This window comes from Bradyrhizobium sp. JR3.5, from assembly GCF_054057015.1.
Map to the genome: position 1 here is coordinate 2,477,411 of NZ_JBSRYV010000002.1, position 26,663 is coordinate 2,504,073.

Genomic DNA, 26,663 nt, shown 5'->3' on the forward strand with positions numbered 1-26,663 from the left:
GGCCCTCACGCGGATGGAAACGGACTGATTTCTGTTCATGCGATTTCGGCCTCCATGGCGTTGAGGAAACGCTGCGCTAGCGGATTGCGCGGATTGCTCAGCACCTCGTTGGCCGGGCCCTCCTCGATGATTTCGCCGCCCGCCAGCAGCACCACGCGATCGGCGACTTCGCTGGCGAAGCGCAGTTGATGAGTTGAAATGATCATGGTGAGCCCGTCTTCCACCGCGAGGCGACGGATGACTTCAAGCACCTCATTGACGAGTTCGGGGTCGAGCGCGGAAGTCGGTTCATCGAGCAACAGCACGCTTGGATTCGGCGCGATCGCACGGGCGATGGCGACGCGCTGCTGCTGGCCCCCGGAGAGATGCCGCGGCAGCGCATCGGCGCGGTGGCTGAGGCCAACGCGCCCGAGCAGTTCGGTCGCCCGGCGATCCGCATCGATGCGCGACACGCCATGCACCCAGCGCAGCGGCCCGGCGATATTCTCCTTCGCGGTGAGGTGGCCAAACAGGTTGAACTGCTGGAACACCATGCCGACGCCGACTTCGGCGCGCGCCTGCGCCAGCAGTCGCGGCGACAGCGCCTTGCCGTGATCGTTGAAGCCGAGCCGGCGACCGCCGACCTTGATGCTGCCGTCGTTCCAGAGCTCGAGATTGTTGATGCAACGGAGCAGCGTGCTCTTGCCGGAGCCGGACGGCCCGAGCAGCGCGATCACCTCGCCGATCCGCACCGTGAGATCGACGCCTGCGAGCACCACCTGCTTGTCATAGTTCTTGCGCAGCGCGGCGATATCGACGGCCACGTTGTTTCGCGCCAGCATCTCGGTGCGTTTGGCGCGATCGATACGCCCGGACTGCGCACGCGGCGGCGGCAATTCGGCGACACCGGCATCGGGCAATATCTCAGGCGGCGCATCCTCCGCCGCAGTCAGCGGATCATCGAGCCCTTGCGCGCGATACCACGGCATCATCCGCATCAGTTTGATCTGCTTCGATGCGCGGTCGAGATCGAACAGCCATTCGAGGAACAGCTGGATGCCGGCGATCGCCGCAGTGAGGAACAGATAGATCAGGCCGGACGCAAAGAAGATCGAGAAGAAATCGAAAGTTGCCGACGCCATCTGGGTCGAGCGCAACGTCAGCTCCTGCACGGCGATCACCGACGCCAGCGACGAATTCTTCAACGCGCTGACCGTCTCGTTGCCGAAAGCGGGGATCATCGAGCGGATCGCCTGCGGTGCAATGATCCGGCGCATCAGGACGCCGGGCGTCATGCCGAGCGCCTGCCCGGCCAGCACCTGGCCACGATCGACGCCGAGCACGCCGGAGCGCAGCATCTCGGCGATGAATGGCGCTTCGTTGCAGGCCAGCGCGAGGCCGGCGGCGAGAATGGCAGGCAGCTTGATGCCGATCTGCGGCAAGGCGTTGTAGGCGAACACCATCTGCAGGATCAGCGGCGTGCCGCGAAAAACCACGGTGTAGACCCGGGCGAAGGACGCCAGCGCTTTGAAGCGGCTGAGCTGCATCCATGCCAGGATCACACCGAGGGCGAGGCCCGCCGAGTAGACCGAGGGCGGTGACCTGCAAGGTCGCCTGAATGCCCTCGATCATATACGGCATCGTCAGATAGTGGAGGAACAGCTCCATGGAGCGGGCCGTCCTTCTGCCAGCGCTGGACCTACTTGACCGTCAGCAGACCGGGCTCCATCAGGTTCTCCGGATCGAGATTCCACTTCTTCAGCAGCGCGAGCTGATCGCCCGATTTGTAGATCTCGGTCAGCGCCGCCTTCACGGCATCGCGGAAGGCCGGCTTGTCCTTGGGCACGCCGATGCCGACTTTATACGGGATTGTCACAGCGACAGCTTTTTCGAGCTTGTCCGGATAGGCCTTCACCGCATTGTCGACGGTGTTGACGTCGTTGACATAAGTGTCGGCGCGTCCGGCCAGGATCGCCTGGATGCAGTTGGCGTTGTTGTCGTAGAGCTGAATGGTCGGCTCAGGCTTGCCCTCCTTCTTGCACTCCGGCACAAGCGCCTGGATCAGCGGAACTTCAACGTAGCCTGTGTTCTCGGCCGCCGCCGCGCCGCACATCGAGGTATTGATGCCGGAGATCTTCTTCGGATTGCCCTTGGCGACCAATACGCCGTCGAACACCTTCGAATAGGTGATGAAGTCGGCCGCCTTGGCACGCTCTTCCGTGGCGTAGATGTCGGAGATCACAATGTCGGCCTGACCACTGGCCAGCGTGGTGAGGAGTGCGGCGAAGGTAACCGCCTTGTAGGTCAGCTTGAAGCCGAGGCATTCACCAATCTGCTCGCCGAGATCAATATCGAAACCGACATATTTGCTCGGGTCCTTCGGATCGATCGACTCGTAGCCTGGCGTATGCGGATTGATCGCGTTGACGAGGGTCTTGCCCTTCCAGTCCGGATATTTTGTCTGTAGCTCCGCACAGGCGGCCGGCGCAGCCGCCCTTGCGCTGGTTGGAGCACCGACGCCCGCAACCAGCAGGGCCCCTAGCGCCGCGATATGCATCAGTTTGTACGTGCGCGGAAAAGATAGCGTGACCATTCGATCCTCTTTCGACGTTGTCATGGCGCAAGCCACGGTCCAAACCTCGAAGAAGTAAACGGCGGTCTCCGCCGGAAAACTTGTCTGGGAACGCACAATAAATTGGATGAACTCGCGTCAAAGCTTGGGCACGACGCGCTCATATTTTGAGCAACCGCTATCGAGAGCGAAGCGGGAGCGCGGTGATCAGCCGATCATCGCGCTTCAACCCGCGGCGGGCACGGCCTTGTCCGCCGGCGCATTCCACGGCCGGTCCGGCGAGGCGAGGCCGATCAGGCGGCCCTGGATGAAGTCGCAGCCCCACTCGCGCAGCATCACGGCGGCTTCTTCGTCCTGCACCCATTCGGCGACGGTCTTAATTTCAAGGCGGCGCGCGAGATCGATCAGCGTCTGCACGAAGGCGCGGTCGTCGGCCGAACGCACGATGTTCTGCACGAAGGCGCCGTCGATTTTGACAATATCGACGCCGAGCTTGCGCAAATTGCGGAACGAGGTGTAGCCGGCGCCGAAATCGTCGATCGCGATTCGGCTGCCGAAATTCTTCAGCCGCGTGACGAAGCCGCGGACGTCGTCGATGTCCTGGATCGCGACCGTCTCGGTGATCTCGACGATCAGCCGCTCGCCGACGCCGGGATGCGCGCGCATCAGCGATTCGATGGTGGCCCACCAGTCCGGATCCATCGTGGTGTCCGGCGAGATGTTGAGGCTGAGCTGAACGCCAGGGGCGGCGGCGAGCTCGGCGATCGCAAGCTCCAGCACGCGATGATCGACCATCCGGATCAGGCCGAGCCGCTCGGCGACCGGCACGATATCGGGCGCGAGCAGCGCCCTGCCGTCCTCCTGCTCCATGCGGACCAGGCATTCGTAGAACGAAGGCTGCCGCGAACGCGCATCGACCACCGGCTCGAAGCCGATCAGGATGCGGCGCTCGTTCAGCGCGGTGACGATCTCGTCGGTGACGCGGATGTTGACGCGGCGCTGGGCGTCGCGCTCGACATTCGGCTTCCACAGCGCGAACGATCCGGCGCGGCGGCTCTTGGCGGCGTCCAGCGTCTCCTGGGCACGATTGACCGCCTCCTCCGCCGACTTCGCGTGGCGCGGGATGGTGACGGCGCCGATCGAGACCGTTACCGACACCGGGCCGGACCTGGTCGGCACCACCTCGTCGCGCACCGCGGCGAGGAAACGCTCGGCGGCCACGTTGGTGTCGTCGACTGTACAGTTGCGCAGGATCAGCCCGAACTTGTTGCCGGAGAAGCGGCCGAGCATGTCGCCGCTGCGCAGCCGCGCACGAATCCGTTTCGCCACCTCGGCGATGACGGCGTCCGCGACATCGAAGCCGAACGCATCATTGACCCGCGCCAGATGATCGATGCCGATCAGCATGAACGCGCAGGAGGTGCGGAAGCGCGCGCACTCCTCGATGGTCTCGGCGAGCGAGGCGATCAGATGGGTGCGGTTGAGCTCGTTGGTCAGCGGATCGTGCCGCGACAGCTTCACGAGCTGCTCGTCGCGGGCATGCCGTTCATTGTTGATGCGAACGACGCCTTGCACGCGCGCCGGCTTGCCGTCGGCGCCGGCAAACCAGCAGCCGGTCTCCTCGATCCAGATTAACGGCGCTGAGGTGACGGCCCGCACGCCGTATTCGATCCGGTAGGGAACCCCCTCGCCGCCCCGCACCGTTCCAGTCTGGCCGAGCGCATCTGATCGAACCGAGCGCATTGGCTCGATCAGCTTTACGAGCTCGCCGCCGCTCGCAAGCGCAGCGACCGGAATGTCCGGGAAGACCGTCGCCACATTGTCGCTCCAGGCAATCGCGTCGGTCGCCAGGTCCCAGGCGAATGTCGCTTGGCCGAGCGAGGCGAGGATGCTGGCAGCTGGCGGGACAGGGGGCATCGAACGTGTCTCGATTTGGGACGGCACCCGGTGATTCTACACACCCTCAAGATAGTGGTTCCGGCGAATCCAACGCTAGGAGAACTTGATAAATAATCTGGAAACCACGTTTTCGACTGCCGCGGAACGAACTGGGGATGACGGGCATGACCCTTGCCATGAGGGTGTTGCAGAGGGACGCAACGTCCCAAATGATGACGCTCCAACGGGTCGCAGGCGATGCGCGATATCGATCAATCAGAGGTCCTGGACGGCGAGTTCACAGATACTGCCGGGGCGACCGGCACGGCTCTGGTGCCGCTGGCCGCGACCACCCATTGGGCGCCCAAGATCCCGCTGGCGCATGCCGATCCGTCGTTTGTGGCCCATCTGATCGCCACCGCCGCCCACGAGCCGCAGACCTGCTGGCTGCGGCGTGGGTCATTGGCTGACGCGCAGAGCGCCTACGGCCCGCATCTCGACGAACGCCGTAGCGTCGCGCGGCGCACCAGGCAAATCATCTAGAAGGTCAAACGCCGCACTGCGATCAATGGGCCTTGACGGGCCGGTTGCCGTGGCTGTCCTGCGGCACGCCGCGGCGCAGCGACATGTGGGAATGGATGCCGAGCCAGCGCCCGTCGGCCTGACGCGCGAGAATGATCGTCGCCCGTCCCGGCCGGTCGAAGCGGCTGCCGTCCGCATGGAAGCCGGTGCTCGTCCACGGCGTGATCACCGTCGCCATGCCGCCGTCGGCGCTGATCAGCACCTGCGCATGCGCGAGATCGAAGGCGAAATCCGCGGTGCGGGGCCAGACATTGTCCCATTGCATCTCGGTCCAGCGCGCACGGCCGTGGATGAGCTCCTGATAGGTGCCGAACGAGATGATGTCCGAATGCCAGAACGGACGGGCGGCAGCATAGTCGACCGCCCTGACGCAGGCGGCGAACCGTTCGAGCCAGTCGAAGATCGATTGAGTGGTCGTTGAATCGGCGATCGGAAGGGCCGTTTCTCCGCTCATGATCGTCCTCGAAAGGGGTCTAGCGCTGCGGCGTGTCCGACGGTGGCTGGCCGCCGGGCTGCAAATCCGGCGAATTGACCGTGGGCTTTGGCGCGGACTGATCGAGCAGCACGGATTCCGCAACTGACGTCGCTGGCGGGACCGGCGCGGCGGGCGCCGGTGTGACGACGGGTGCAGGCTCGGGCCGCGGCGGGGCAGGCTCCGCCGCGGGTGCGGGCCGTGGCGTCTCGACCGCGGCGGGCTGCGGCTTGCTGACCGGCGCCGGCGCTGCGGGCGCGACCACCGCGCGGCGGCGGGTGCGCAGCGCAATTCCGGAAATGAAATCGACCATCGCCAGCAGCGTCAGCAGGCAATAGGTCGAGTTGCCGAATTTCGGCCAGAGCACGAATTCGGCGGCCGCCGCGCCGAACACGATCAGCGACAGCAGATGGTCGGTGAGATATTTCGCGCCGGGGCGCGTGCCCTTGATGACCTCGAGCAGCAACAACAGCACACCGGCAGCAAGCAGCATGTCACTGAGCGTGATCTGCCACTGCTCGCCCGACAGCAATGTCAGCCTGATCAGCGGGTCCGTGAACGACACGCCGGGCATCAGGAAGGCGATGATGTTGTAGACCGCGAGCGGAACGAGCAGCAGCGGAAAACCGACCATCGGGCTTGCGCCTTATTCAGGGAGAACCAGCAATGCGGCGATGCTCATTGGCCTCGCCGCCGACGCGCCCGTCTTGGCCGCACTCGTTGGCCGAATTCAGGCGCAGCGCCGTCTTGATTGGAGGATGATTTCCGCGCAAACGCCTTTGGCGTTTGTCGCGAGGGAAAACCGCTACGCACTTTTCCGGATCATGCTCCCGCCTGCGGCGCGAAAGCCGAAGGTCCGATCAGGACTCTTTCTTGGCCTTCAGGACCTGGCGGCCCTTGTACATGCCGGTCTTCAGGTCGAGGTGGTGCGGACGGCGCAGCTCGCCGGAGTCCTTGTCCTCGACATAGGTCGGGGTCTTGATCGCATCGGCCGAACGGCGCATGCCACGGCGCGACGGCGAGGTTTTTCTTCTGGGAACGGCCATGACGGTGTCCTCTAGGGTGTTGCGGAGGCATCGTCCGAAATGCGGACGGGCTCAGCGCTTCGAAGCGCAAGCTGCGATGCCGGTAAGGCCGCGCTTATAGAGGAAGGGACCGCGTAAATCTAGGCCCGGAGACAGCAAAATCCGCTCGAAATCGCGCTCAAGAGCCGCGATTTTCGTGCCAGCAGCGCGTCACGGAGTTGGCCCGGGCCATGTAGGTGCCGGACAGCCTGCGGACCCCCGGACCGGGGTTCCGGGCATTCCTTTTGACCGGATTCGGCAGGATCGCCGCCAAAAGCGCCGCCTCCCGGGGTGACAGCTCTGCCGCCGACCGGCCAAAGGCATATTGGGCACCGGCCTCTGCCCCGAACTGCCCGGACGGCCCCATTTCCGCGATGTTGAGGTAGATTTCCAGAATCCGCTGTTTCGGCAGCACGAAATCGATCCAGAGCGCCAACGGCAATTCCAGCCCCTTGCGGATCACGCTGCGGCCGGGCCACAGGAACAGGTTCTTGGCCACCTGCTGGGTGATGGTCGAGCCGCCGCGGGCCGCCTCACCATCCCCGGCGTCGTCGATCACCTCGCGCAGCGCGCCCCAATCGACGCCCCGATGCTTGCAGAAATGGGCGTCCTCCGAGCCGACCACGGACCGCGGCAGATAGGGCGACATCGCGCCGAAATCGATCCAATGCCGTGTGACCGGGGCCCCTCGCAGGGTCCGCCACGCCATCAGGGCCGAAACTGGCTGACCGGTGCGGTAGAACGGCGTCACCAGATAGGGCAGCAACAGCAGGGCCAGCAAAAGCAGCAATAAAATCCGGACAATGCGCAAAGCTGGGGTTTCCGGGGAGGACCTTTCCAGGGAGGATTTCGGACCCGCCCGCCAGAACACGGCCGGCGCCGTCAGACGTCTGCGGGATAATTCACGGTTTTTCCAGCACTTTTAAGGCGCAATCCGTCGCAGGCCGGGAATTGACGAAGCCGATCCCATCAACGATTGTCCGGCCGAAAATCGATCTGGAGCAATTCTTAATGACGACCGGTACTGCAGAGTTTTCCAAGCGGCTGGACCAGACCGCGGAGGATACCGAAGCCCTGCTCGCCAAACTGCTGTCCGATGCGACCGAGAGCGACGAGATCGTGCGCCCGAAGCGGCTGATCGAGGCCATGCGCTATTCGAGCCTCGGCGGCGGCAAGCGGCTGCGGCCGTTCCTCGCGGTCGAGAGCGCTGCGGTGTTCGGCATCCCGCGCGAATCCGCCCTGCTGGTGGGCGCAGCGCTCGAATGCATCCACTGCTACTCGCTGATCCACGACGATCTGCCCGCGATGGACAATTCCGATCTGCGCCGCGGCCGCCCGACCCTGCACAAGGCCTATGACGACGCCACCGCGATCCTCGCCGGGGACGCGCTGCTGACGATTGCCTTCGACATCATCACCCGCGATGCGATCCACAAGGACGCCCAGGTGCGCCTGCTCTTGACCCGCGCGCTGGCGCGCGCCTCCGGCGTCGGCGGCATGGCCGGCGGCCAGATCCTCGACCTCGCCGGCGAAGGCCGCTTCGGCGACCGCGAGCCGGTCGACGTCGCGCGCCTGCAGCAGATGAAGACCGGCGCGCTGCTCCGCTTCGGCTGCATCGCCGGCGCGATCCTCGGCCAGTCCTCGCAGAAGGAATACCAGGCGCTGGACGATTACGGCAAAGCGCTCGGCGAAGCCTTCCAGATCGCCGACGATCTGCTCGACGTCGAGGGCGACGCCGCCGCACTCGGCAAGCCGGCAGGCGCGGACGCGGCGCTCGGCAAGACCACATTCGTCACCCAGCTCGGCATCGACGGCGCCAAGCAGCGCGTGAGCGACCTGCTGGCCCGCGCCGACGCCGCGCTGTCGGTGTTCGGGAACCGGGGCGACGTGCTGCGCGCGGCCGCCCGCTTCGTCGCAGAGCGCAAGAACTAGCTGAAAGCAAAGCGCGAAATGAGCAAGGACCTCGACGATCGCCTTGTTCGCTTCCGCAAGTTGCCGATGCCGGTCCGCGTGGTGGTGGGCCGGCCGCGCACCTTCGTTTCGGTCGCGGTCGGCATCGCCGTCGCGCTGCTGATCCCCGGATCGATGCGCCTCGTCACCCGCATGCTGGCCGGCTGGGACGCCTTCGCCGCGCTCTATCTCGTGCTCGCCTATGTGATGATGCTGCGCTGTGGCGTCGCCCACATCAAGCGCAGCGCCATCTTGCAGGACGATGGCCGTTTCCTGATCCTGCTGCTGACCGCGTTCGGCGCACTGGCGAGCCTCCTTGCCATCGTATTCGAGCTCGGCGCATCCAAGGGCAACCCGGCCGGACTGGCGGTGGCAATCGTCACCATCACGCTGTCATGGACGGCGGTCCACACCGCGTTCGCGCTGCACTACGCCCACGAGTTCTACCGCGGCAAGACGCCCGGCGGATTGCAGTTTCCGAGCGGCGATGCGCATACCGACGCCGATTACTGGGATTTCGTCTATTTCTCGTTCGTGATCGGCATGACCGCGCAGGTCTCCGACGTCGGCATCACCGCCAAGATCATCCGCCGCACCGCAACCGTGCACGGCATCATCTCGTTCGTTTTCAACACCGCACTGCTGGCCCTGATGGTGAATATCGCAGCGAGCGCGATCTAGCCGCTGATAGCTAGTTGCAGACCTCGACATTGCCGACGTTGCCGCCGGGACCGCCGCCGCCGCGGTACTCGAGATGACAGCCGTGCCTGACCGGACGGCACAGATAGGCATCGCACATGATCTGACCGCTGCCGCCGCCTTCCGCCCTGGCGCGGCCCTGCGGGCGCGGAATGTCTGCGGACGGGATCCGTGGCTCGCGCTGCGGACGGAAGGCGCGTTCGCGGTCACGGCGCGACGGATGCTCGTCGCTGTCGCGCTTGGCCACCGGCTTCCGCTCACGTTGCTTCTCGCATTCATTGTCGTCGTTGAGGAACGAGCCCTCGGCGCACACGATCCTGCTACAGCGATCGCCGTTAGCCTTGTAGCCGTGCTCGCAGGCCAGCGGGCAGACGCGGGACTGCTTCAGCTTGACGGCATCGAGGGTGTCGACGCTCGGGGTCTTGATGTCGAGCTTGGTGCCGGCATAGCGGTTGAACAGCGTCAGCGAGCGCTGCGAGGCTGCGTTCCAGTCGCCATCGACGGTGCCGGTCAGGCAGCCGACACGGCGCAATTCGGTCTGCACCGATTTGACCACGTCCACCTCGGGTGACCCGGTGGCCAATGCGGCCACGGTCGTGGTCTTCTCGGGAGCAGCCGGTGGAGCCGGCGGTGTGACCGCGGCCTGCGTTGCCGCTTGATCGGGAACCGCCTTGTTCGTCGCGGCACGATCGGCCAGCGCAACATCCGCCTGCCGCTTCTGCTCGGCGGCCGCGGCCTGTTCCTGTGCGACCTGCTTGGCCCGCTCCGCGGCAAGACGCGCCGCTTCGGCAGCCTTTGCGTCGGCCTCGGCCTTGGCCTGCTGCGCCTTGTGTGCGCCCTCGGCGGCGAGCCGGGCGCGCTCCTGCTCGGCCAGACGCGCCTTCTCGGTGGCGGCCACGCGCGCGTCCTCGGCGGTGAACTTCTCCAGCTGCAGCCTGGCGAGGTTGGCGTAGTAGCCGCTGGGATATTGGGCAAGGAAGGCGTTCATCGCGCTCTTATTGCCGATCTGCAGCGCCAGCTCGTAATCGCGACGGGCCTCCGACTGCGGCGTCGGTGCCGGCGCAACCGGCGCGGCAGCGGCAGCGGCCGGCGCCGGCTTGGCCGGTGCCGGCACCAGCGGCACGTCCTCGCCGCCGAGCGAGCCGTAGACGAACGGCTCCTGGCGGCTGTTCGTGGTCTTCAGCACCTCGTCGCGGACATAGCCGAAGGCGCGGCGGACATCGAGACCGGGGGTCGGCAGGAACTTCGACAGCGCGATCGTGAACGGACTGTTCTTGCCGTCGCCGTCAGCGGCGGTCGAGCCGGCCTTCGCGGAATAGGCGATCAGCACGTTCGGGCTGGTCGGCTCGACCTTGGCGAGCCCCTGCCCGATCGCCCGGGTCGCCAGTGTCCGCTTCATGGTCTTGGCAAACGGATTGTCGCGGCAGGCATCGAGGATCACCAGCCGCAGTCGCCTAGCCGGCTCGATCGCGACCAGGATGCGGTCGAGCGAAAACGCCTCGTCATAGACGTCGGTATCGCGCTCCAGCCGGGCGTCGACCGGGATCAGATAATTGGCGCCGTCGACCTCGATGCCGTGGCCGGCGTAATAGACCAGCGCGATATCGGCATCGCGGGCGAGGTCGGCGAATTCGCGAAGCGCGCGGCGGGTTTCGACGGCCGGGAGGTCCTTGCGGAAGTCGACCACGTCGAAACCGGCATTCTTCAACGTCGCGGCCATCACCGATGCGTCGTTGACCGGGTTGGCCAGCGGCGCCGTATTCCGATAGGCCGAGTTGCCAAGCACGAGCGCCACGCGCTTCTCGGCGAAGGCGGGCTGGCAGGCGATCACCAGCAAGGCCGCCACGGCGAGCAGCAACCGTTTCAAGTTCAAGAGCCCAGACCCGTTCATGGCGACACTCTGGCCGTTTCTAGCATGCAGGTCCGTTTACCAGAAGCAGCCGGGGGGCTTTGTGAGGCGCCTCACGATCCGCGACGGCGTGGACCATGCCATCCTGACTGTTAGTCGACGAAACAGACCGCCGGTTCGGATTTGGCTGGCCACGCGATTTCGTGCACGATCGCGGCAACAGGAACAGAGCCACGGAGGACATGATGCAGGGCACAAGCGTGGCGGTTCCAGCCGCCAGAGCCGGCAAGGTCCGCAGCACGGCACGAGCCCTCCTCGCCCTCACGCTCTTGGCCGGCTGCGCCGCGGGCTGCGGCCTGGTCGATGCCGTATTCGACGGCTTCAAGCACGCCAGGGCCGTGGAGCAGGATCTCCTTGCAACGATCGGGGTCAAACCGGCGGTTGGCTTCAACTGGCACAATGGCCGGCTCTCGTCTGTGACCGTCACCTTCCCTGGCCTGCTGCAGGACAAGCCGTTGCAGGAACTCGCCGACGCCGCGCGCAGCGCGGTTGGGAAGGAATTCAAGCAACGCGCCGACAACGTCGTGCTCGCCTTCGCGCTGGGACCATCCGCGACCGTTGCCGCGCAAGCGGACCAAGCCCAAGACAAGAATTGACTTCACGCGGATCTATTCCCCGCCTTGCGTGACGTGCTCCTGATATTGCGGCAGGTCGTCCAGTATCTCGTACCAGGGCGCCTTGGAGCCGACGAAGATATGCGCGGTCGGCCGGATCGTCGGCGCATCGCGCAGCGTACCCATCGTGACATGGACATAGCCGCCGTTACGGACGCGCGAATAGAGCAGCGACCCGCAGCGGCCGCAATGCGCGTCGTGGGTGAGCTCGTCGCCGTAGATCAAAAGACCATCGGCGCCGCTGGTGACGGTAAATTTTTCGCGCACGATTCCCGCGAACGGCTTGAACGCCGAGCCCGTGGTGCGCCGGCAGTTCGAGCAGTGACAATTCAGCGCATAGGTGAACGCGTCGGCGACTTCGTAGCGCACGTCGCGGCAGAAGCATTCGCCGGTCAGGATAGTTTCGTTCGAGCTTGCGTTCGAATTTGCAGATGCGGTCACAACTCACTCCTCACGCGGATTTTTATCGCCGGCCATGGCGCAATCCAGCGGTTCATGGCTAAATCCTAAGCCCTTTCCGTTCCGATTGAATCGGAACGGGGGCTCGCGATTCCTGTTTGACGCGTTTTCTTCACGCGAACCGGTACCCGCTTCGCTCGAAGGCGCGCTGGTCAACCAAAACCCTGCCGGGAGGACCACCCAATGAACCAAGAACGATCCAGCGTCGAGAGCGTCGTGCAAACCTATTTCGACGGCCTCTACGAGAGCAATGCCGACAAGCTCGCGACGGCTTTTCATCCCAGTGCCGACCTGCGCTGGGTGGACAAGGGCGAGCTGAAGGTCCTCAGCGTGCCGGACTGGCTCGCTTTGGTGCGCAAGCGGCCGTCGGCGAAGGCCGAGGGCAAGCCGCGCGAGGACTTCATCGTCACCATCGACCGCTCCGACGACAATACCGCCTTCATCAAGGTGCGCTGCCAGCTGCCGCCGCGCTATTTCACGGACTACCTTGTCGCAATGAAGCTCGCCGACGGCTGGCAGATCGTCTCGAAGTCCTACCGCTACGATCAGCGGGACTGACCGGCGGCCCCACCGCATCCCTGCGACGGCTTTGTGACATGCCCCAACGGTCCGGCTCCGGCCGGACCGCATTGACTGGCGCTGGTTTCCGGGCGAATTGAGCCCATTATGGAAGCCAAGTTTCAGATCTTTCTCACTTTGCTCGGCGTGCTGGCGGGAACCGCCCTGGTTGCACGGCGGACCGACATCGCGCCGGCGATCCTGCTCCTGCTGGTCGGCATCGCGCTCGCCTTCGTGCCGGGCATGCCGTCGCTGGAACTGCCGCCCGAGCTCGTGCTTCTGGTGGTGCTGCCGCCGCTGATCTATTCGGCAAGCGTCGCGATGAGCTGGCGCGAGTTCAAGGCCAATCTGCGGCCGATCATCCTGCTCTCGGTCGGCTGCGTGATCTTCACCGCCTTCATGGTGGCGGCCGCGACCCACTATCTGATCGGTCTGCCCTGGAGCATCGGCTTCCTGCTCGGGGCGATCGTCGCGCCGCCGGACGTGGTCGCACCGCTCGCAATCGCGCGCAAGCTCGGCATGCCCCGCCGCATCCTGGTCGTGCTCGAGGGCGAAGGGCTCGCCAATGACGCGACCGCGCTGATCCTGTACCGCTTCGCGCTGGCCGCCATCACCACCGGGCTGTTCTCGCTGCCGAAGGCGACCGGCACGTTCCTCGTCATCGTTGCCGGCGAGATCGCGTTCGGCACCGCGGTCGGCTGGCTCAGCCTGCGCGCCCGCCGCCGCGCCAGGGATCCCCAGGTCGAGATCACGCTGTCGCTGATCACGCCCTATCTCGCCTACTGGATCCCCGAGCATTTCGGCGGCAGCGGCGTGATCTCAACCGTCGCCTGCGGCCTCTATATGAGCTGGAACGGACCGCTGCTGATCTCGGCCGCGACGCGCCTGCAGGGCATCTTCTTCTGGGATTTGATCATCTATTTGATCGAGGGCCTGCTGTTCCTCTTGACCGGCTTCCAGATGCGCTCGCTGTACGAGAAGTCGAAGGCGTTTCCGCTGCACGACATCCTGACCGCGACCGCGCTGGTCGCCGTCATCGTGATCGTCGCGCGCTTCCTTTGGGTGTTTCCCGGCACCTATCTGCCGCGCTGGATCAGCCGGCGCGTGCGCGAGCGCGATCCGCTGCCGTCGTGGCGGGCGGTGTTCGTGGTCGCCTTCACCGGCGTGCGCGGCGCGGTCTCGCTCGCCGCGGCACTTGCGCTGCCGCTGACATTGCCCGGTGGCGAGGCCTTCCCGTATCGCGACCTGATCCTGTTCGTCGCCTTCGGCGTGATCTTTGTGACCCTGGTCGGCCTCGGCCTCGGATTGCCGCCGGTGGGTGCGCGTGCTCGGCCTCGCCAAGGACGGGCGCAGCGAGCATATCGCCGAGCACGAGCAGGAAATCGAGGCGCGGCGCGAGGCGCTGAACGCCGCGCTGAAATCGCTCGACGCCATCACCGACGACCGCGAGCTCTCCGACGAGGTGATCAAACTGCTGCGCTCGCGCCACGAAATCCGCATCAACCAGCTGCCTGATACGCTCGATCCCGACAAGCACGACGTCTCCGCCGCCGGCACCGCGCTGACGCGGGAGCTGATCGCCTCCGAGCGCAAGTTCATCCACATGCTGCTGCGCGACGGCAAGATCACCGACGAGACAAGGCGGCGCATCGAACGCGACCTCGACCTGGAGGAGGCGAGCCTCTCCAACCGCGAGTACCGCAGGATACCTTTGTAGCCCCGAATATCTCCACACGTCGTCCCGGGCTTGACCCGGGACCCATAACCACCGTTGCCGGTTTGGCGACGGTTGGGGCCACAGCGCGGCGTGGTAACGAATGGTCGTGGTTGATGGTGTGGACGGCCCCCTACGGCATCAGTGTGCCAGAATGAGGTTGTTGTAAATCTCAGACAAGGAGACCGTCCGTGAGAGAGATTATCCGTATTGGGATGGATACGTCGAAGCATATTTTTGTGCTGCATGGAGTTGACGCGGCGGAACAGCCGGTGTTGCGCAAGAAGCTGTCGCGCAAGCAGGTGCTTGAGTTTTTTGCCAAGCTTCCGCCGACGGTGATCGGGATGGAGGCCTGCGGGGCGTCGCAATATTGGGCGCGCGAGCTTTCCAGGCTGGGCCATGAGGTGAAGCTGATGGCGCCGCAATTGGTTAAACCCTACGTGATGCGGAACAAGAATGACGGGCGTGATGCAGAAGGCCTGTGTGAGGCGATGAGCCGGCCGAGCATGCGCTTTGTGCCGGTGAAGACGGCCGAGCAGCAGGCTGCGCTGATGCTGATGGGGGTCCGCGACGGACTGATCGCCCGGCGCACCCAATTGACCAACACGATCCGCGGCCATGCGGCGGAGTATGGCCTGATCGCGCCCAAGGGACTGGAGGCGATCGAACCACTGCTGGCGCGGATCGCGCAGGACGAGACGCTTCCCGCTCTGGCGCGCGAGCTGTTTGTCGTGCTGGGTCGGGAGTGCGTCAGGCTCGAGGGCGAGTTGGAGGTGGTTGAGGCCAGGCTGATGGCCTGGCACCGCGGCGATGCCACGGGCCGGCGCCTGGCTCAGATCCCCTCGGTCGGTCCGATCATTGCAACGATGCTGGTGATGAAGACACCTGATCCGGGCGCGTTCCGCTCCGGTCGTCACTTTGCGGCTTGGCTGGGATTGACACCCAAGGACCATTCCACCGCAGGCAAGACCAGGCTCGGCAAGATTACCCGGGCGGGCGATGAGGACCTGCGCCGTCTGCTGGTCGTCGGGGCCACGGCGGTGATCCAGCAGGCCAGGCGGGGGCGCGGTCATCACTCGCGCTGGCTGCTGGCGCTGATCAAGCGTAAGCCGCCGAAGCTTGCGGCCGTAGCGCTCGCCAACAAGGTGGCGCGCATCGTCTGGAAGCTGATGGTGACGGGTGAGAGTTATGACGCCGCACGGCTGAATGCCGCGACGACGGGTACCGCTTAACAGATTGGCCGGCTGGCGGGCTCGCTCGTCAGCCGACCCGGAGCTGCAAGAGCAGATGGAGCGATCGATCGAGCAACGATGCGAGACAATCCGTGGGACCCATCGGCCGTCAACAGGTCGCGTGGTTGTTTGGAACTCGCATCGCGCAAACCATCTTGGCCAGCGATCCATTCGATCGCACTCAACAGGCCGGACATATGGATGCAAGCGATCCGATCAATCCCAGAAAGCTCTTGTGCCACGGGGGCCGTCCACATATGGGTCCCTGCTTCCGCAGGGACGACAGTATCCCTACTCCGCCGCCGCGTTCTGCCCGGGACCGCCGACGAAGCCCGCCGGATCGCCGAACCGCTCGATCATCACGGCCGTGAGATCCTTGGTCTTGCTGGTGACACAGGCGCCGGAGCGTACCGTGTAGCGATCCTGGTGCGTCGCGTGCGGCGGCGCCTCGCCCTTTTGCAGCGCGCGGGCCGCCTCCATCACCAGCTTGCGGAAATGCATGATGCCGAGATCGGTCGGGCCGAGATGCTCGCGGGTGCGGTCGGCGATCGGGCCCTGGCTGTCCTGCACCGCGGCGTCCTGCTCGGAGACGCCCCTGATCCCGGTGTAGCTCTTGGTTCGCTGCAGTTGTCGGTCGATCAGATAGTCGTTTGCCTTGTTGCGCAGTGGCATGTAGTTCTCGTCGACGACAGCCATCACGCCGTTGCCATTGGCATAACCGTCGCGTTCGGCATCGGTCAGCGGCCGGTGCGGATTCCAGGCGTAGGTGTAGATCCAGCAATTGGTGTCGCTGACCGGCACGAAGGTCTGGCCGAACATGTTCTCGCCCGGCATCGAGCTCGGCGCATAGCTGTGGAACGGCATCAGGAACTGGGCGATGCGCCAGTAGATGTTGTCGCCGCCGGTCAGCCGTCCGCCCGCGACCGTCAGGCCGGCCTCATGCGGATTGATCTTGATCACCGGCCGCGGATCCTCGGCGATCCAGCGCATGTGGTCGGTCGCGACCCGCGTCAGCGGGTTGACGAAATGCTTCTTGATGTCGAGGATCTCGTTCTCCTCCTTCTCGAAGGAGAGATGCGCGAAGGTGAAATGTGCGGTGTCGATCGAGCCTTCCACCGCCTGCACCCAGTTGCAGTCCTGCCACTTCTTGGTGACGAAGCGATGCGAGGCCGGCAGCAGCGCCATCTCCAGCGCCGGCAATTCGGGCATCACCTCGGCGGGGCCCATATAGGCCCAGATCATCTCGCCCCATTCGCGCACCGGATAGGACTTGATGCGGATCAGGTCCTTGGCGTTGAGGTCAGGATAGGAGGTCGGCATGTCGACGCAGCGGCCGTCGGTGTCGAACTTCCAGCCGTGATAGACGCAGCGGATGCCGCATTCTTCGTTGCGGCCGAGCCAGAGATTGGCGCCGCGGTGCGGACAATACTGATCGATGACGCCGACCACGCCCCTCGAGTCGCGGAAGGCGAGCAGCTCCTCGCCCATGACCACGATCTTCTTCGGGTCGCCGTCCGGCTCCGGCAGCTCTTCCGACAGCAGCACCGGAATCCAGAACCGGCGCAGCAATTCGCCCATTCCCGTTCCAGCACCGGATTCGGTGAGGAATTTGTTGTCTTCGGCGCGGAGCATGGCGTTCCCCGGGAGTTGTTTTTGATTTTCCCGGAGCTTGGCGTAGCCGATGCGCGGCGTCAATGCGATTGGCTGCGCGGCCGGCAGCCCTGTCCCGCGCGCTGATGGATTTACACCCATTCTCTACGCCGGCCCGTCCGCGCCCGCGCAAAGGGGTTCAAGGCAAGCTGGCCCTCGAGCTCACGGCTTCACGTAGGCCCATCCCTTCTCCTGCAGTTCCATCACGCGCACGACGCCGGGACTTCACGACTTCCGCCTGCTTGATGATCGGGATCGACTTGTTCTCGGCCTTCTGCATCTTCTCCTGGGTGTTGCCGCAGGCCTTGAACGACACCTCGGGTGAACTGAGGGCCATTTCCTCGATGCGAGCCTTCACCGGCGACGTATCCTCGCGGAGCATGTGCAGGCCCGGGCCGAACGTGACCACCTCGATCTTCACCTTTTCGCCAAGGCCCTTGTAATACTCGGCCACGTTCGTTGCGTTGTTGAGCGTGAGATTCATGGCGGCAGGATCATTGCTGTTCACCTGCAGGACCAGATGATGCTCCTTCCCTTTCGGCGCCGCCGGATCGTGCATGCGCGCAAGTGCCGCGCGCTTGCGCATTTCGGCGGCGGATCGCGGCGTTTCAGATTTCCGGGCGTTGCTCGCCGGGGCAGTCGTGGACTGCGCAGTCGGCACCCAGTACTTCCCACTTTGCTCGGCCACCGCCAAGGACGTGGAAGCCAGCATAGCGATGGCAGCCATCGCAACAAATTTCGCAACAGACTCAAGATTGCACATTAGGGATCTCCATCTCGAAAAAACGGCGAACACACTTTTTCAATTGCCGGGCCTTGCGACAGCGAGCGGCCATTTGCAGGTCGCAGCCATCCTCGCTCGTATCGCGTCCAGGCCCGCGAGCGAGAATGTTGCATCATGGGCAGCCCCGGTACCGGGTGAGAGGTGGACAGCAAGGACCGCGTTGTCGGGAAGCGATTGCAACAAGCGAACGGCATCGCCCGCGACGGCGACGCCGGAACCAGCCGCCGGCACGGTGGCAGCGACCTGCACAGGCCGACCGTCGTTGATGCGGTAGGAGATCACATAGCCGTCGCCCCGGCCGGAGATCGCGGGCCCCACGAAGGACAATTCGGTCCGCCCGCCGCGACACCGGATCGACAGCTTCATGGACGAATCGACCGAATCGGACGTCGTTGCAGTGGCGATCGGTGAATAATCGACCGGAGACGTCGTCTCGCTGACCGTCCAGTTGTCGGCTCTCGACGCTTCGCGGCGGGCCGGCGCAGTGGCGCGCGACAGCTTGTCGAGGCACTCCAGACGCGCTTCACGTTGCAGCTGAGAACAGGCCCGAAGCTGTGCCATGGGATCTTCCACCCCCTGCGCCAGGGCAACGCCGTTGACGACGGCGATTGCCGCAAGAAGCGGGGCGGTGATCCTGGTCATCGCGATGCCCGTGCCGTCGCCGACTGACGGTCGAGCCACGCCTGCGCGGCAGGGAAGCGCGCGAGACCGGGCACGGTCGCTCCGAGATTGATCGATTTCCACTTCGGGTCGAAGCCGGGTCCCTGCAGCTTGTCGATACGCGAGAACAGATGATCGACGAAACGCGCAACACGCTCAAACCGGTTGGTGTTGGCCGGCCAATTAAAGGCGACGAGAGCGGTCGGCACGGCGATCGTGGCCACGCGATCACCCGGCTTGATCAGATTTGGGTAATCGGCGGCATCGAGCGCTGCCCGGGCAGATAATAGTCCTCGAACTTGCTGTCATACGGGACCGGCAGGAACTTGAACCCCGTTTCGAATCGGCCTTTCACAAAGGCATCGACCGGCTTCGAGGTAATGAAGACGACGGCCGCCATGTCGCCCTTCCGCATCTGCTCGAGCGCGATCTGGTGCGGAATGAACGTTTTCTCGATCTCGATGCCGAGGCGACTGAAAATCAGCGGACCCGAATAGGCCGCGGCGGTACCTTGGCTGTTGAAGTTCACCTTCTTGCCGGCGAGGTCGGCCAGACTCTGAATCTCCGGCCGCACGAAGATATGCAGCTCGGACGGAAACAGATTCAGGACGTAGGTGATCCGTCTCTGGATGTCCGGCACCTGGCTCTTGTATTCCTCCAGTGCGTCGGAATTAATGATCGCCGCGTCGATGCCGCGCAGATACAGTAGCGAGTTCAGATTCTCCACGGGCCCTCGCGTCACGACGGGCAGAACGTGCAGATTGTCGCCGTCATCGACCACGCGGGCCATCTCCGCGGCGAGGCGTATCGGCGCGCCCTCGAGCAGGCCGCCGGCGAGGCCCACGGTCCAGGCATTCATGGCCAGTACCTCGGGCCTGGGTTGGGGCGGTTCGGCTCGGATCAGGCGAGCCTTGTGGGGCTGACCATGTTGCGGCCGCGCATCCGCCGCGGGCGGCTGCGGCACCACGAGCAACGACACCAGGGTCGCAAGCAGGAACAGCGGACGCAATCCGGTAGATCTATTCATCGAGCAACTCCTTTGCACGACATCCCGTCAGCACGATCGTCCTTGCTGCAAGGATCGTTCGATCAATGCAGCGCCTCGAATCGCGCCCTTGCCTCCTTGATTCCACTCGGCCTCAGCCTTCGCGTAGGGATCGCAGGCCTTGGTCGCATGGCCGCGCGTTCCATACGTTCCCCGGGTCGAGTGCTGCAGCAATTCAATATCTCGCCGCGCCGTCGCGAGTTCGCGGACGAGCGCGTCCGCGCTTGGCGCTTGTTTGGCTGGAGCAGCGTTAACCGCAGCGCTCGTCTTGGCTTGTGCCGGTTGCAGGCAATTGCCGGCGCTGCCATGGGACTGCGCGTGCGCGGCGCCGCCGGAACCCGGCACATCCGAAAGACATGTCAGCGCGAGGGTTGCAGCGAACCATAGCGGCGCCACCCGGCGCATCGTCCTCGGAGCAAATGGCGCTCGATCCGATCTGACACGCGAGCCGGCACGTTCACAAGCTGAGTTCCCATCGGCGCGAATGACGATGCTCTCATGTCTGCGCGCATCCAGTATCACCTGCCGCATGGTGATATCGCCCATTCTGATGCGGCATCATAGGGCTCACCGGCTCACGGATACTATGACCCGCAAGGATTACCCCTGTTAACCTCACCGCCTTGGGCCAGGCTGAAGCATCGAGCTCAGCCGCGGCCGGCGCGACGGCGCAAGGCCGGCGCTGTCCTCACACCGGCCGCTCGCCCTTCACGGTCACGCGGGTGCCGGAGCGGGGTGTGCGGCCAGTAGTCCCACATCGCGCGGTGCTGGGCGCAGCGATTGTCCCAGAACGCGATCGCGTTCTCGGTCCAGCGGAAACGGCACTGGAACAGCGGGTTCTCTGCATGCTGGTAGAGATAGGCCAGCATGGCATCGCTCTCGTCGCGTGGGATGCCGACAATGAAGCGGGTGAAGCCGCGATTGACGTAGAGCGACTTCTTTCCCGTTACCGGATGGGTGCGGACCACCGGATGCTCGGCGCGCGGATATTCCCGTTTGTCGGCGACGCCGTAATTGGCGTACAGGCCACGGTAAGTCTGCTCGCCGTCATGCAGCGCGGTCAGCCCGTCGAGATAGGCCTTCATGCGGTCCGACAGCGCCTCATAGGCCGCGTACATGTTGGCGAACAGCGTGTCGCCGCCGCGCGGCGGGCATTGCTTGATGTAGAGGATCGAGCCCATCGGCGGCTCGAGGTCGCAGGACACGTCGGTGTGCCAGCCTTCGCCATTGGCGCGCGGTGAATCCTTGTCGGCATAGATCTTCATCAGCGCCGGATCGCCCTCGTTCGGCGCGGCCGGGTGCACATGCAGCTCGCCGAACTTGCGGCCGAAGGCGAGATGCTGGTCGGGGCTGATGTGCTGATCGCGGAAGAAGATGACGAGGTTTTCGGCGAGCGCGCGATGGATCTCGTCCATCTGCCGGTTGGAGCGCGCATCGTCGCCAACTAGTCTGCCAATATCGACGCCGGAGATTTCCGCGCCGATGATCGGCGTCAGCTTCTCGACGCCGATGGTCTCATAGGGCTCGGATTGGTCGGCGAGGTGGCGGTAGCGCGGACCCTGCTTGCCGGACAGCGAGTTCATGGGCGTTCTCCCGATGGTTCTTGATTGGGAGCATCGTAGCCCGGATGGAGCGGAGCGCAATCCGCGCCGCAAGCATATCCGTCGTCCCGGACAAGCGCAGCGAAGCGGAGCGCAGATCCGGGACCCGTAACCACAGGATCGGGTTTTGCGAAAACTGCAACCCACATCTCGCGCCATAACCACCGCCTGTGGTTGATGGTGTGGACGGCCCCCTACGGCATCAGTGTGCCAGAATGAGGTTGTTGTAAATCTCAGACAAGGAGACCGTCCGTGAGAGAGATTATCCGTATTGGGATGGATACGTCGAAGCATATTTTTGTGCTGCATGGAGTTGACGCGGCGGAACAGCCGGTGTTGCGCAAGAAGCTGTCGCGCAAGCAGGTGCTTGAGTTTTTTGCCAAGCTTCCGCCGACGGTGATCGGGATGGAGGCCTGCGGGGCGTCGCAATATTGGGCGCGCGAGCTTTCCAGGCTGGGCCATGAGGTGAAGCTGATGGCGCCGCAATTGGTGAAGCCCTACGTGATGCGGAACAAGAATGACGGGCGTGATGCAGAAGGCCTGTGTGAGGCGATGAGCCGGCCGAGCATGCGCTTTGTGCCGGTGAAGACGGCCGAGCAGCAGGCTGCGCTGATGCTGATGGGGGTCCGCGACGGACTGATCGCCCGGCGCACCCAATTGACCAACACGATCCGCGGCCATGCGGCGGAGTATGGCCTGATCGCGCCCAAGGGACTGGAGGCGATCGAACCACTGCTGGCGCGGATCGCGCAGGACGAGACGCTTCCCGCTCTGGCGCGCGAGCTGTTTGTCGTGCTGGGCCGGGAGTGCGTCAGGCTCGAGGGCGAGTTGGAGGTGGTTGAGGCCAGGCTGATGGCCTGGCACCGCGGCGATGCCACGGGCCGGCGCCTGGCTCAGATCCCCTCGGTCGGTCCGATCATTGCAACGATGCTGGTGATGAAGACACCTGATCCGGGCGCGTTCCGCTCCGGTCGTCACTTTGCGGCTTGGCTGGGATTGACACCCAAGGACCATTCCACCGCAGGCAAGACCAGGCTCGGCAAGATTACCCGGGCGGGCGATGAGGACCTGCGCCGTCTGCTGGTCGTCGGGGCCACGGCGGTGATCCAGCAGGCCAGGCGGGGGCGCGGTCATCACTCGCGCTGGCTGCTGGCGCTGATCAAGCGTAAGCCGCCGAAGCTTGCGGCCGTAGCGCTCGCCAACAAGGTGGCGCGCATCGTCTGGAAGCTGATGGTGACGGGTGAGAGTTATGACGCCGCACGGCTGAATGCCGCGACGACGGGTACCGCTTAACAGATTGGCCGGCTGGCGGGCTCGCTCGTCAGCCGACCCGGAGCTGCAAGAGCAGATGGAGCGATCGATCGAGCAACGATGCGAGACAATCCGTGGGACCCATCGGCCGTCAACAGGTCGCGTGGTTGTTTGGAACTCGCATCGCGCAAACCATCTTGGCCAGCGATCCATTCGATCGCACTCAACAGGCCGGACATATGGATGCAAGCGATCCGATCAATCCCAGAAAGCTCTTGTGCCACGGGGGCCGTCCACATATGGGTCCCGGCCTTCGCCGGGACGACAATTGCGCGTGGGTCACGCGCGGAGTGAAACTACTCCGCGGCGCCGGCCGGCTCCGGCAGCTTGGCGCCTCTGCCGTAACGCTGGTCGATATAGTCGATCACCAGCGCCTTGAAGTCGGCGGCGATGCCCGGACCGCGCAGGGTGCGGAACTTCTTGCCGTCGACGAAGACCGGTGCGGCCGGCGCTTCGCCGGTGCCGGGCAGCGAGATGCCGATATTGGCGTGCTTGGATTCGCCGGGGCCGTTGACGATGCAGCCCATGACCGCGACGTTGAGCTCTTCGACGCCCGGATATTTGGTCTTCCAGGCCGGCATCTCGTCGCGGATGAAATCCTGGATCGAGCGCGCCAGCTCCTGGAACGTGGTCGAGGTGGTGCGGCCGCAGCCCGGGCAGGCCGCAACCAGCGGCACGAAGGTGCGGAAGCCCATGGTCTGCAGCAATTCCTGCGCGACCTGCACTTCGAGCGTGCGGTCGCCGCCGGGCTCCGGCGTCAGCGAGATGCGGATGGTGTCTCCGATACCCTGCTGCAGGAGGATGCCGAGCGCGGCCGAGGGAGGCGACAATGCCCTTCGAGCCCATGCCGGCCTCGGTGAGGCCGAGATGGATCGCGTAGTCCGAGCGGCGCACGACTTCCTGATAGACCGCGATCAGATCCTGCACGGCCGACACCTTCGCCGACAGGATGATCCTGTTCTTGGGCATGCCGAGCTCTTGGGCGCGGGCCGCCGACAGCAACGCCGACTGCACCATCGCCTCGCGGGTCACCGCGCGGGCATCGCGCGGATTGGCCGAGGCCGTGTTCTCGTCCATCAGCTTGGTGAGCAGCTCCTGGTCGAGCGAGCCCCAATTGGCGCCGATACGCACCGGCTTGTTGTTCTTGTTGGCGATCTCGATGATGTCGGCGAACTGGGTGTCGCGCTTGTTCTTGAAGCCGACATTGCCGGGATTGATGCGGTACTTGTCGAGCGCCTCGGCGCAGGCCGGATACTCGGCGAGCAGCTTGTGGCCGATATAGTGGAAGTCGCCGATCAGGGGCGTGGTGATGCCCAGCTTGCGCAGGCCGTCGCGGATGTGCGGCACGGCGGCGGCGGCTTCCTCGCGGTCGACGGTGATGCGCACCATCTCGGAGCCGGCGCGGGAGAGCGCGGCGACCTGGGCGATGGTGCCCTCGATGTCGGCGGTGTCGGTGTTGGTCATCGACTGCACGACGATCGGCGCGCCGCCGCCGACGGCGACGTTGCCGACCATGACCTGCGTGGTGTGGTGCCGCGGTGCGGGACCGGCGATGTCGTCTTGCGGCAAAATCTCGGGCTTGTTCATGGCGTCTCGAATATCAGGTTTCGGTGACATTCACCAAGGGGGCGAAGGGCCGCGCGCACGGCGGGCCAAACGGTCATGTTTCGGAGTGAATTCAACAGCTTATGGCGCCGATTGAGGCCAAAGGCAAGCCATGCAGCGGCGTCCTGCATGGACAGCTATATTGGGCCGAATTGGGGTGAATCAAAGGGCAAAGTGACAGCTTTTCATATGACCTGGCGGACTCCTTCCGGTTTGAGCATGATCTTTCCGAAAAACCGGTACCCACTTTTTCGGATCATGCTCTAGCATCCCCTTAAGATCATTCCGGGAGAGCGCGACATGGCCGGCCATAGCGAGCTGATCACCACGGCGGAACTTGCCGACATCCTGACCCGCCCCGAACTGCGCCTGTTCGACTGCACGACCTATCTGGAGCCGGCCCCGGCCGGTAGCGGCGTTCCGTATATTGTCGTCTCGGGCCGCCAGACGTTCGAAGCCGGCCACATCCCGGGCGCGAATTTCCTCGATTTGCAGGCCGAGTTCTCCGACCCCCGCACCGAGCTGCGCTTCATGATGCCGCCGACGGCCCAGCTCGAGGCCGCCTTCGGCCGGCATGGGATCTCGGCCGGCAGCCGCGTGGTGCTCTATTCGATCGGCACGGCGATGTGGGCGACGCGGTTCTGGTGGATGCTGCATTCGCTCGGCTTTGACGGCGCCGCGGTGCTCGACGGCGGCATCGACAAATGGACCGCCGCCGAGGGACGCGACATCGAGACCGGGCTTGCCGGCGGCTATCCGCAGGCCACATTCTCGACGCGGCCGAAGGACGGAATGTTCGTCGGCAAGCATGACGTGCTCGCCGCGACCACGGAGCGCGATACCGTGATCGTCAATGCGCTCGGCCCGCAATTCTACAAGGGACTGGAGCCGAGCCGTTACGGCAGGCCGGGCCGCATCCCCGGCAGCGTCAGCGTGCCGGCGGCAATCTTGATCGATCCCAAGGGCAAGACGTTCGTGCCGCTTGCGGAGGCGGAGGCAACCTTCGCCGCGCAGGGTATCAGCAAGGATAAGCGCGTTATCGCCTATTGCGGCGGCGGCATCTCCGCGACCATCGACCTGTTCCAGCTGCATCGGCTCGGCTACGACAATCTCACGCTCTATGACGGCTCGATGGGCGAATGGGCGAAGGATCCGGCGCTGCCGATCGAGACGGGGTAGCGAACGAGGCGCAGTGCCTCCCTCCTTCGTCGTCCTGGCTTTCGCCAGGACGACACTGAATGTCGGGCGCGCTGACGAGGCACACATCCCCGAGCAAACCCTCACGCCGGAACGTTCGGATTCGGCGTCACCTTCGGGTCGGGCTTGTTGACCAGATAAAGCCCGGCGATCACCAGCAGCGCGGCGACGCCGAACACCGGGGTCAACGTGTCGTGCATGATGAAATAGGCCGCGACCACACCGAACAGCGGCGTGACGAAGGTGAAGGCAGAGAGCTTGCTGGCCGAATAGGTCTTCACCATCGCAAACCAAATGACAAAAGTGCAGCCCACCACCCAGACCGCCTGATAGGCGAGCAACGAGATCGAGAGCGCGCTCGGCACGTGCTCGATGCGTTCGCCGGCGATCCAGGCAGCGAACGCGAGAATCGGAATCGAGATCGCGACCTGGTAGCCGAGCGCCTTTTCCGGCGCGGCCTTGCGCAGCTGCGTGCCCTTGGCGACCAGCGTGGTCGCCGCCCAGAGCGCGCCGCCGCCGACCACCATGAGGTCGCCGAGCAGCACCTTGGCATCGACATTCGGCTGCGGCACGCCGATCGCGAGCGCGACGCCGGCAAAGCTCAGCGCCAGCCCGCTCCACTGCACGGTCGAGAGACGCTCGCCGAGAAACTGATGCGAGCCGAGCGCGACGAAGAACGGCGCGGTGTAGAGGAAGACCGAGGCGCGCGAAGCCGAGGTGAAGACCAGCCCGGTGAAGATCAGCACGAACTCGCAGCCGAACATCAGCCCGGCGATCACGCCCGGCAGCAGCGTGCCGTCGCGCTCGAAGAACTTGACGCCGCGCAGCCGGCCGACGATCAGCATGACCGGCAGCGCGCCGGAGGAACGGATCAACGCCTGCAGCATCGGCGGCACATCGGGCAGCGCGAGCTTCACCGCGAGCTGGTTGAAGCCCCAGCTCACGCACAGCATCAGCATCAATGCGATGGCGCCGGGCGGCAGCCCGTGGCCGACGCTGACGGGCCTCGTGACGCTGGCGGAGATCGCTTGGGTCGACATGTTTCCTCGCGGGCCGGCTTGCTGCCGTGTTGTTGTGATTCAATCTCGATTTAAACCGTCATTGCGAGGAGCGGAGCGACGAAGCAAT

The 26,663-nt window shown here is 64.7% G+C and carries 21 protein-coding genes and 5 pseudogenes; 9 read left to right on the forward strand and 17 right to left on the reverse strand.

Features of this window, described 5'->3' with window-relative positions; all coding sequences use genetic code 11:
- Window positions 1–35 precede the first annotated feature (35 nt).
- From ACVWW1_RS28750 to ACVWW1_RS28760, 3 genes are all read right to left on the reverse strand, one after another.
- Window positions 36–1,526: an amino acid ABC transporter permease/ATP-binding protein gene (locus tag ACVWW1_RS28750; RefSeq protein ID WP_456658231.1), complete on the reverse strand. Its 1,491-nt coding sequence runs from the start codon at window positions 1,524–1,526 to the stop codon at window positions 36–38.
- Window positions 1,527–1,678: 152 nt separating this feature from the next.
- On the reverse strand, window positions 1,679–2,572 hold the full coding sequence (locus ACVWW1_RS28755; RefSeq protein ID WP_456658232.1) for an ABC transporter substrate-binding protein: 894 nt from the start codon (window positions 2,570–2,572) through the stop codon (window positions 1,679–1,681).
- Window positions 2,573–2,776: 204 nt separating this feature from the next.
- Window positions 2,777–4,468, reverse strand: coding sequence for a putative bifunctional diguanylate cyclase/phosphodiesterase (locus tag ACVWW1_RS28760; protein ID WP_456658233.1), 1,692 nt, complete (start codon window positions 4,466–4,468; stop codon window positions 2,777–2,779).
- 219 nt (window positions 4,469–4,687) lie between these two features.
- Between ACVWW1_RS28760 and ACVWW1_RS28765 the strand changes: the two genes are divergently transcribed.
- Complete coding sequence (locus tag ACVWW1_RS28765; protein WP_176528492.1) at window positions 4,688–4,972, forward strand: hypothetical protein; 285 nt, start codon at window positions 4,688–4,690, stop codon at window positions 4,970–4,972.
- 22 nt (window positions 4,973–4,994) lie between these two features.
- Here the strand turns inward: ACVWW1_RS28765 and ACVWW1_RS28770 are convergent, their stop codons facing one another.
- From ACVWW1_RS28770 to mtgA, 4 genes are all read right to left on the reverse strand, one after another.
- Window positions 4,995–5,465 carry a YybH family protein gene (locus ACVWW1_RS28770; RefSeq protein WP_092120233.1) on the reverse strand — a complete coding sequence of 157 codons (471 nt, stop codon included), beginning with the start codon at window positions 5,463–5,465 and terminating at the stop codon, window positions 4,995–4,997.
- Window positions 5,466–5,484: 19 nt separating this feature from the next.
- The gene (locus ACVWW1_RS28775) at window positions 5,485–6,117 is read right to left on the reverse strand and encodes a hypothetical protein (RefSeq protein WP_456658234.1); all 633 of its coding nucleotides are present in this window, start codon (window positions 6,115–6,117) and stop codon (window positions 5,485–5,487) included.
- Between the two features lie 226 nt (window positions 6,118–6,343).
- Complete coding sequence (gene rpmF / locus ACVWW1_RS28780; RefSeq protein WP_021077536.1) at window positions 6,344–6,529, reverse strand: 50S ribosomal protein L32; 186 nt, start codon at window positions 6,527–6,529, stop codon at window positions 6,344–6,346.
- Window positions 6,530–6,686: 157 nt separating this feature from the next.
- Window positions 6,687–7,358, reverse strand: a complete 672-nt coding sequence (gene mtgA, locus ACVWW1_RS28785) for a monofunctional biosynthetic peptidoglycan transglycosylase (protein ID WP_456658235.1) — start codon at window positions 7,356–7,358, stop codon at window positions 6,687–6,689.
- Window positions 7,359–7,558: 200 nt separating this feature from the next.
- Between mtgA and ACVWW1_RS28790 the strand changes: the two genes are divergently transcribed.
- Together ACVWW1_RS28790 and ACVWW1_RS28795 are read left to right on the forward strand one after the other, a co-directional pair.
- Window positions 7,559–8,479, forward strand: coding sequence for a polyprenyl synthetase family protein (locus tag ACVWW1_RS28790; protein ID WP_456658236.1), 921 nt, complete (start codon window positions 7,559–7,561; stop codon window positions 8,477–8,479).
- An 18-nt stretch (window positions 8,480–8,497) separates the two neighbouring features.
- Complete coding sequence (locus ACVWW1_RS28795) at window positions 8,498–9,178, forward strand: DUF1345 domain-containing protein (RefSeq protein ID WP_456658237.1); 681 nt, start codon at window positions 8,498–8,500, stop codon at window positions 9,176–9,178.
- Between the two features lie 10 nt (window positions 9,179–9,188).
- On the opposite strand, the gene ACVWW1_RS28800 is transcribed toward ACVWW1_RS28795, so the two are convergent.
- A complete protein-coding gene (locus ACVWW1_RS28800) occupies window positions 9,189–11,087 on the reverse strand; it encodes a caspase family protein (protein WP_456658238.1) in 1,899 nt (632 codons plus the stop codon).
- 203 nt (window positions 11,088–11,290) lie between these two features.
- Here ACVWW1_RS28800 and ACVWW1_RS28805 point away from each other — a divergent pair, with 203 nt between their 5' ends.
- Window positions 11,291–11,701, forward strand: coding sequence for a hypothetical protein (locus tag ACVWW1_RS28805; RefSeq protein WP_456658239.1), 411 nt, complete (start codon window positions 11,291–11,293; stop codon window positions 11,699–11,701).
- Window positions 11,702–11,713: 12 nt separating this feature from the next.
- On the opposite strand, the gene ACVWW1_RS28810 is transcribed toward ACVWW1_RS28805, so the two are convergent.
- A complete protein-coding gene (locus ACVWW1_RS28810) occupies window positions 11,714–12,160 on the reverse strand; it encodes a GFA family protein (protein ID WP_456658240.1) in 447 nt (148 codons plus the stop codon).
- A gap of 201 nt (window positions 12,161–12,361) precedes the next feature.
- On the opposite strand from ACVWW1_RS28810, the gene ACVWW1_RS28815 reads away from it, so the two are divergent.
- The 3 genes and pseudogenes from ACVWW1_RS28815 to ACVWW1_RS28825 all read left to right on the forward strand — a co-directional run bounded on the left by ACVWW1_RS28815 (window position 12,362) and on the right by ACVWW1_RS28825 (window position 15,682).
- Window positions 12,362–12,736, forward strand: coding sequence for a nuclear transport factor 2 family protein (locus ACVWW1_RS28815; protein WP_456658241.1), 375 nt, complete (start codon window positions 12,362–12,364; stop codon window positions 12,734–12,736).
- A 108-nt stretch (window positions 12,737–12,844) separates the two neighbouring features.
- A pseudogene (locus ACVWW1_RS28820) lies at window positions 12,845–14,453 on the forward strand (Na+/H+ antiporter).
- Window positions 14,454–14,641: 188 nt separating this feature from the next.
- Window positions 14,642–15,682 (forward strand): IS110 family RNA-guided transposase, encoded by a 1,041-nt coding sequence (locus tag ACVWW1_RS28825; protein WP_456658207.1) that lies wholly within the window; start codon window positions 14,642–14,644, stop codon window positions 15,680–15,682.
- A gap of 291 nt (window positions 15,683–15,973) precedes the next feature.
- Here ACVWW1_RS28825 and ACVWW1_RS28830 read toward each other — a convergent pair whose 3' ends face one another.
- From ACVWW1_RS28830 to ACVWW1_RS28855, 6 genes and pseudogenes are all read right to left on the reverse strand, one after another.
- Window positions 15,974–17,314, reverse strand: a complete 1,341-nt coding sequence (locus tag ACVWW1_RS28830; protein WP_456658242.1) for a Rieske 2Fe-2S domain-containing protein — start codon at window positions 17,312–17,314, stop codon at window positions 15,974–15,976.
- Between the two features lie 180 nt (window positions 17,315–17,494).
- Window positions 17,495–18,044: pseudogene (locus ACVWW1_RS28835) on the reverse strand (DsrE family protein).
- Between the two features lie 90 nt (window positions 18,045–18,134).
- Window positions 18,135–18,758 (reverse strand): hypothetical protein, encoded by a 624-nt coding sequence (locus ACVWW1_RS28840; protein ID WP_456658243.1) that lies wholly within the window; start codon window positions 18,756–18,758, stop codon window positions 18,135–18,137.
- Window positions 18,755–19,803 (reverse strand): annotated as a pseudogene (locus ACVWW1_RS28845) (TAXI family TRAP transporter solute-binding subunit). Before ACVWW1_RS28845 ends, ACVWW1_RS28840 begins: the two are co-directional and overlap by 4 nt.
- A gap of 27 nt (window positions 19,804–19,830) precedes the next feature.
- Window positions 19,831–20,367 (reverse strand): hypothetical protein, encoded by a 537-nt coding sequence (locus ACVWW1_RS28850; protein ID WP_456658244.1) that lies wholly within the window; start codon window positions 20,365–20,367, stop codon window positions 19,831–19,833.
- Window positions 20,368–20,509: 142 nt separating this feature from the next.
- Window positions 20,510–21,404: pseudogene (locus ACVWW1_RS28855) on the reverse strand (TauD/TfdA dioxygenase family protein).
- A gap of 270 nt (window positions 21,405–21,674) precedes the next feature.
- Between ACVWW1_RS28855 and ACVWW1_RS28860 the strand changes: the two are divergent.
- Window positions 21,675–22,715: an IS110 family RNA-guided transposase gene (locus tag ACVWW1_RS28860; protein ID WP_456658207.1), complete on the forward strand. Its 1,041-nt coding sequence runs from the start codon at window positions 21,675–21,677 to the stop codon at window positions 22,713–22,715.
- A gap of 314 nt (window positions 22,716–23,029) precedes the next feature.
- Here the strand turns inward: ACVWW1_RS28860 and ispG are convergent.
- Window positions 23,030–24,320, reverse strand: a pseudogene (gene ispG, locus ACVWW1_RS28865) (flavodoxin-dependent (E)-4-hydroxy-3-methylbut-2-enyl-diphosphate synthase).
- 318 nt (window positions 24,321–24,638) lie between these two features.
- Between ispG and ACVWW1_RS28870 the strand changes: the two are divergent.
- On the forward strand, window positions 24,639–25,517 hold the full coding sequence (locus ACVWW1_RS28870) for a sulfurtransferase (RefSeq protein ID WP_456658245.1): 879 nt from the start codon (window positions 24,639–24,641) through the stop codon (window positions 25,515–25,517).
- Between the two features lie 101 nt (window positions 25,518–25,618).
- Here the strand turns inward: ACVWW1_RS28870 and ACVWW1_RS28875 are convergent, their stop codons facing one another.
- Window positions 25,619–26,575 carry a DMT family transporter gene (locus ACVWW1_RS28875; RefSeq protein WP_456658246.1) on the reverse strand — a complete coding sequence of 319 codons (957 nt, stop codon included), beginning with the start codon at window positions 26,573–26,575 and terminating at the stop codon, window positions 25,619–25,621.
- Window positions 26,576–26,663: the final 88 nt, after the last annotated feature.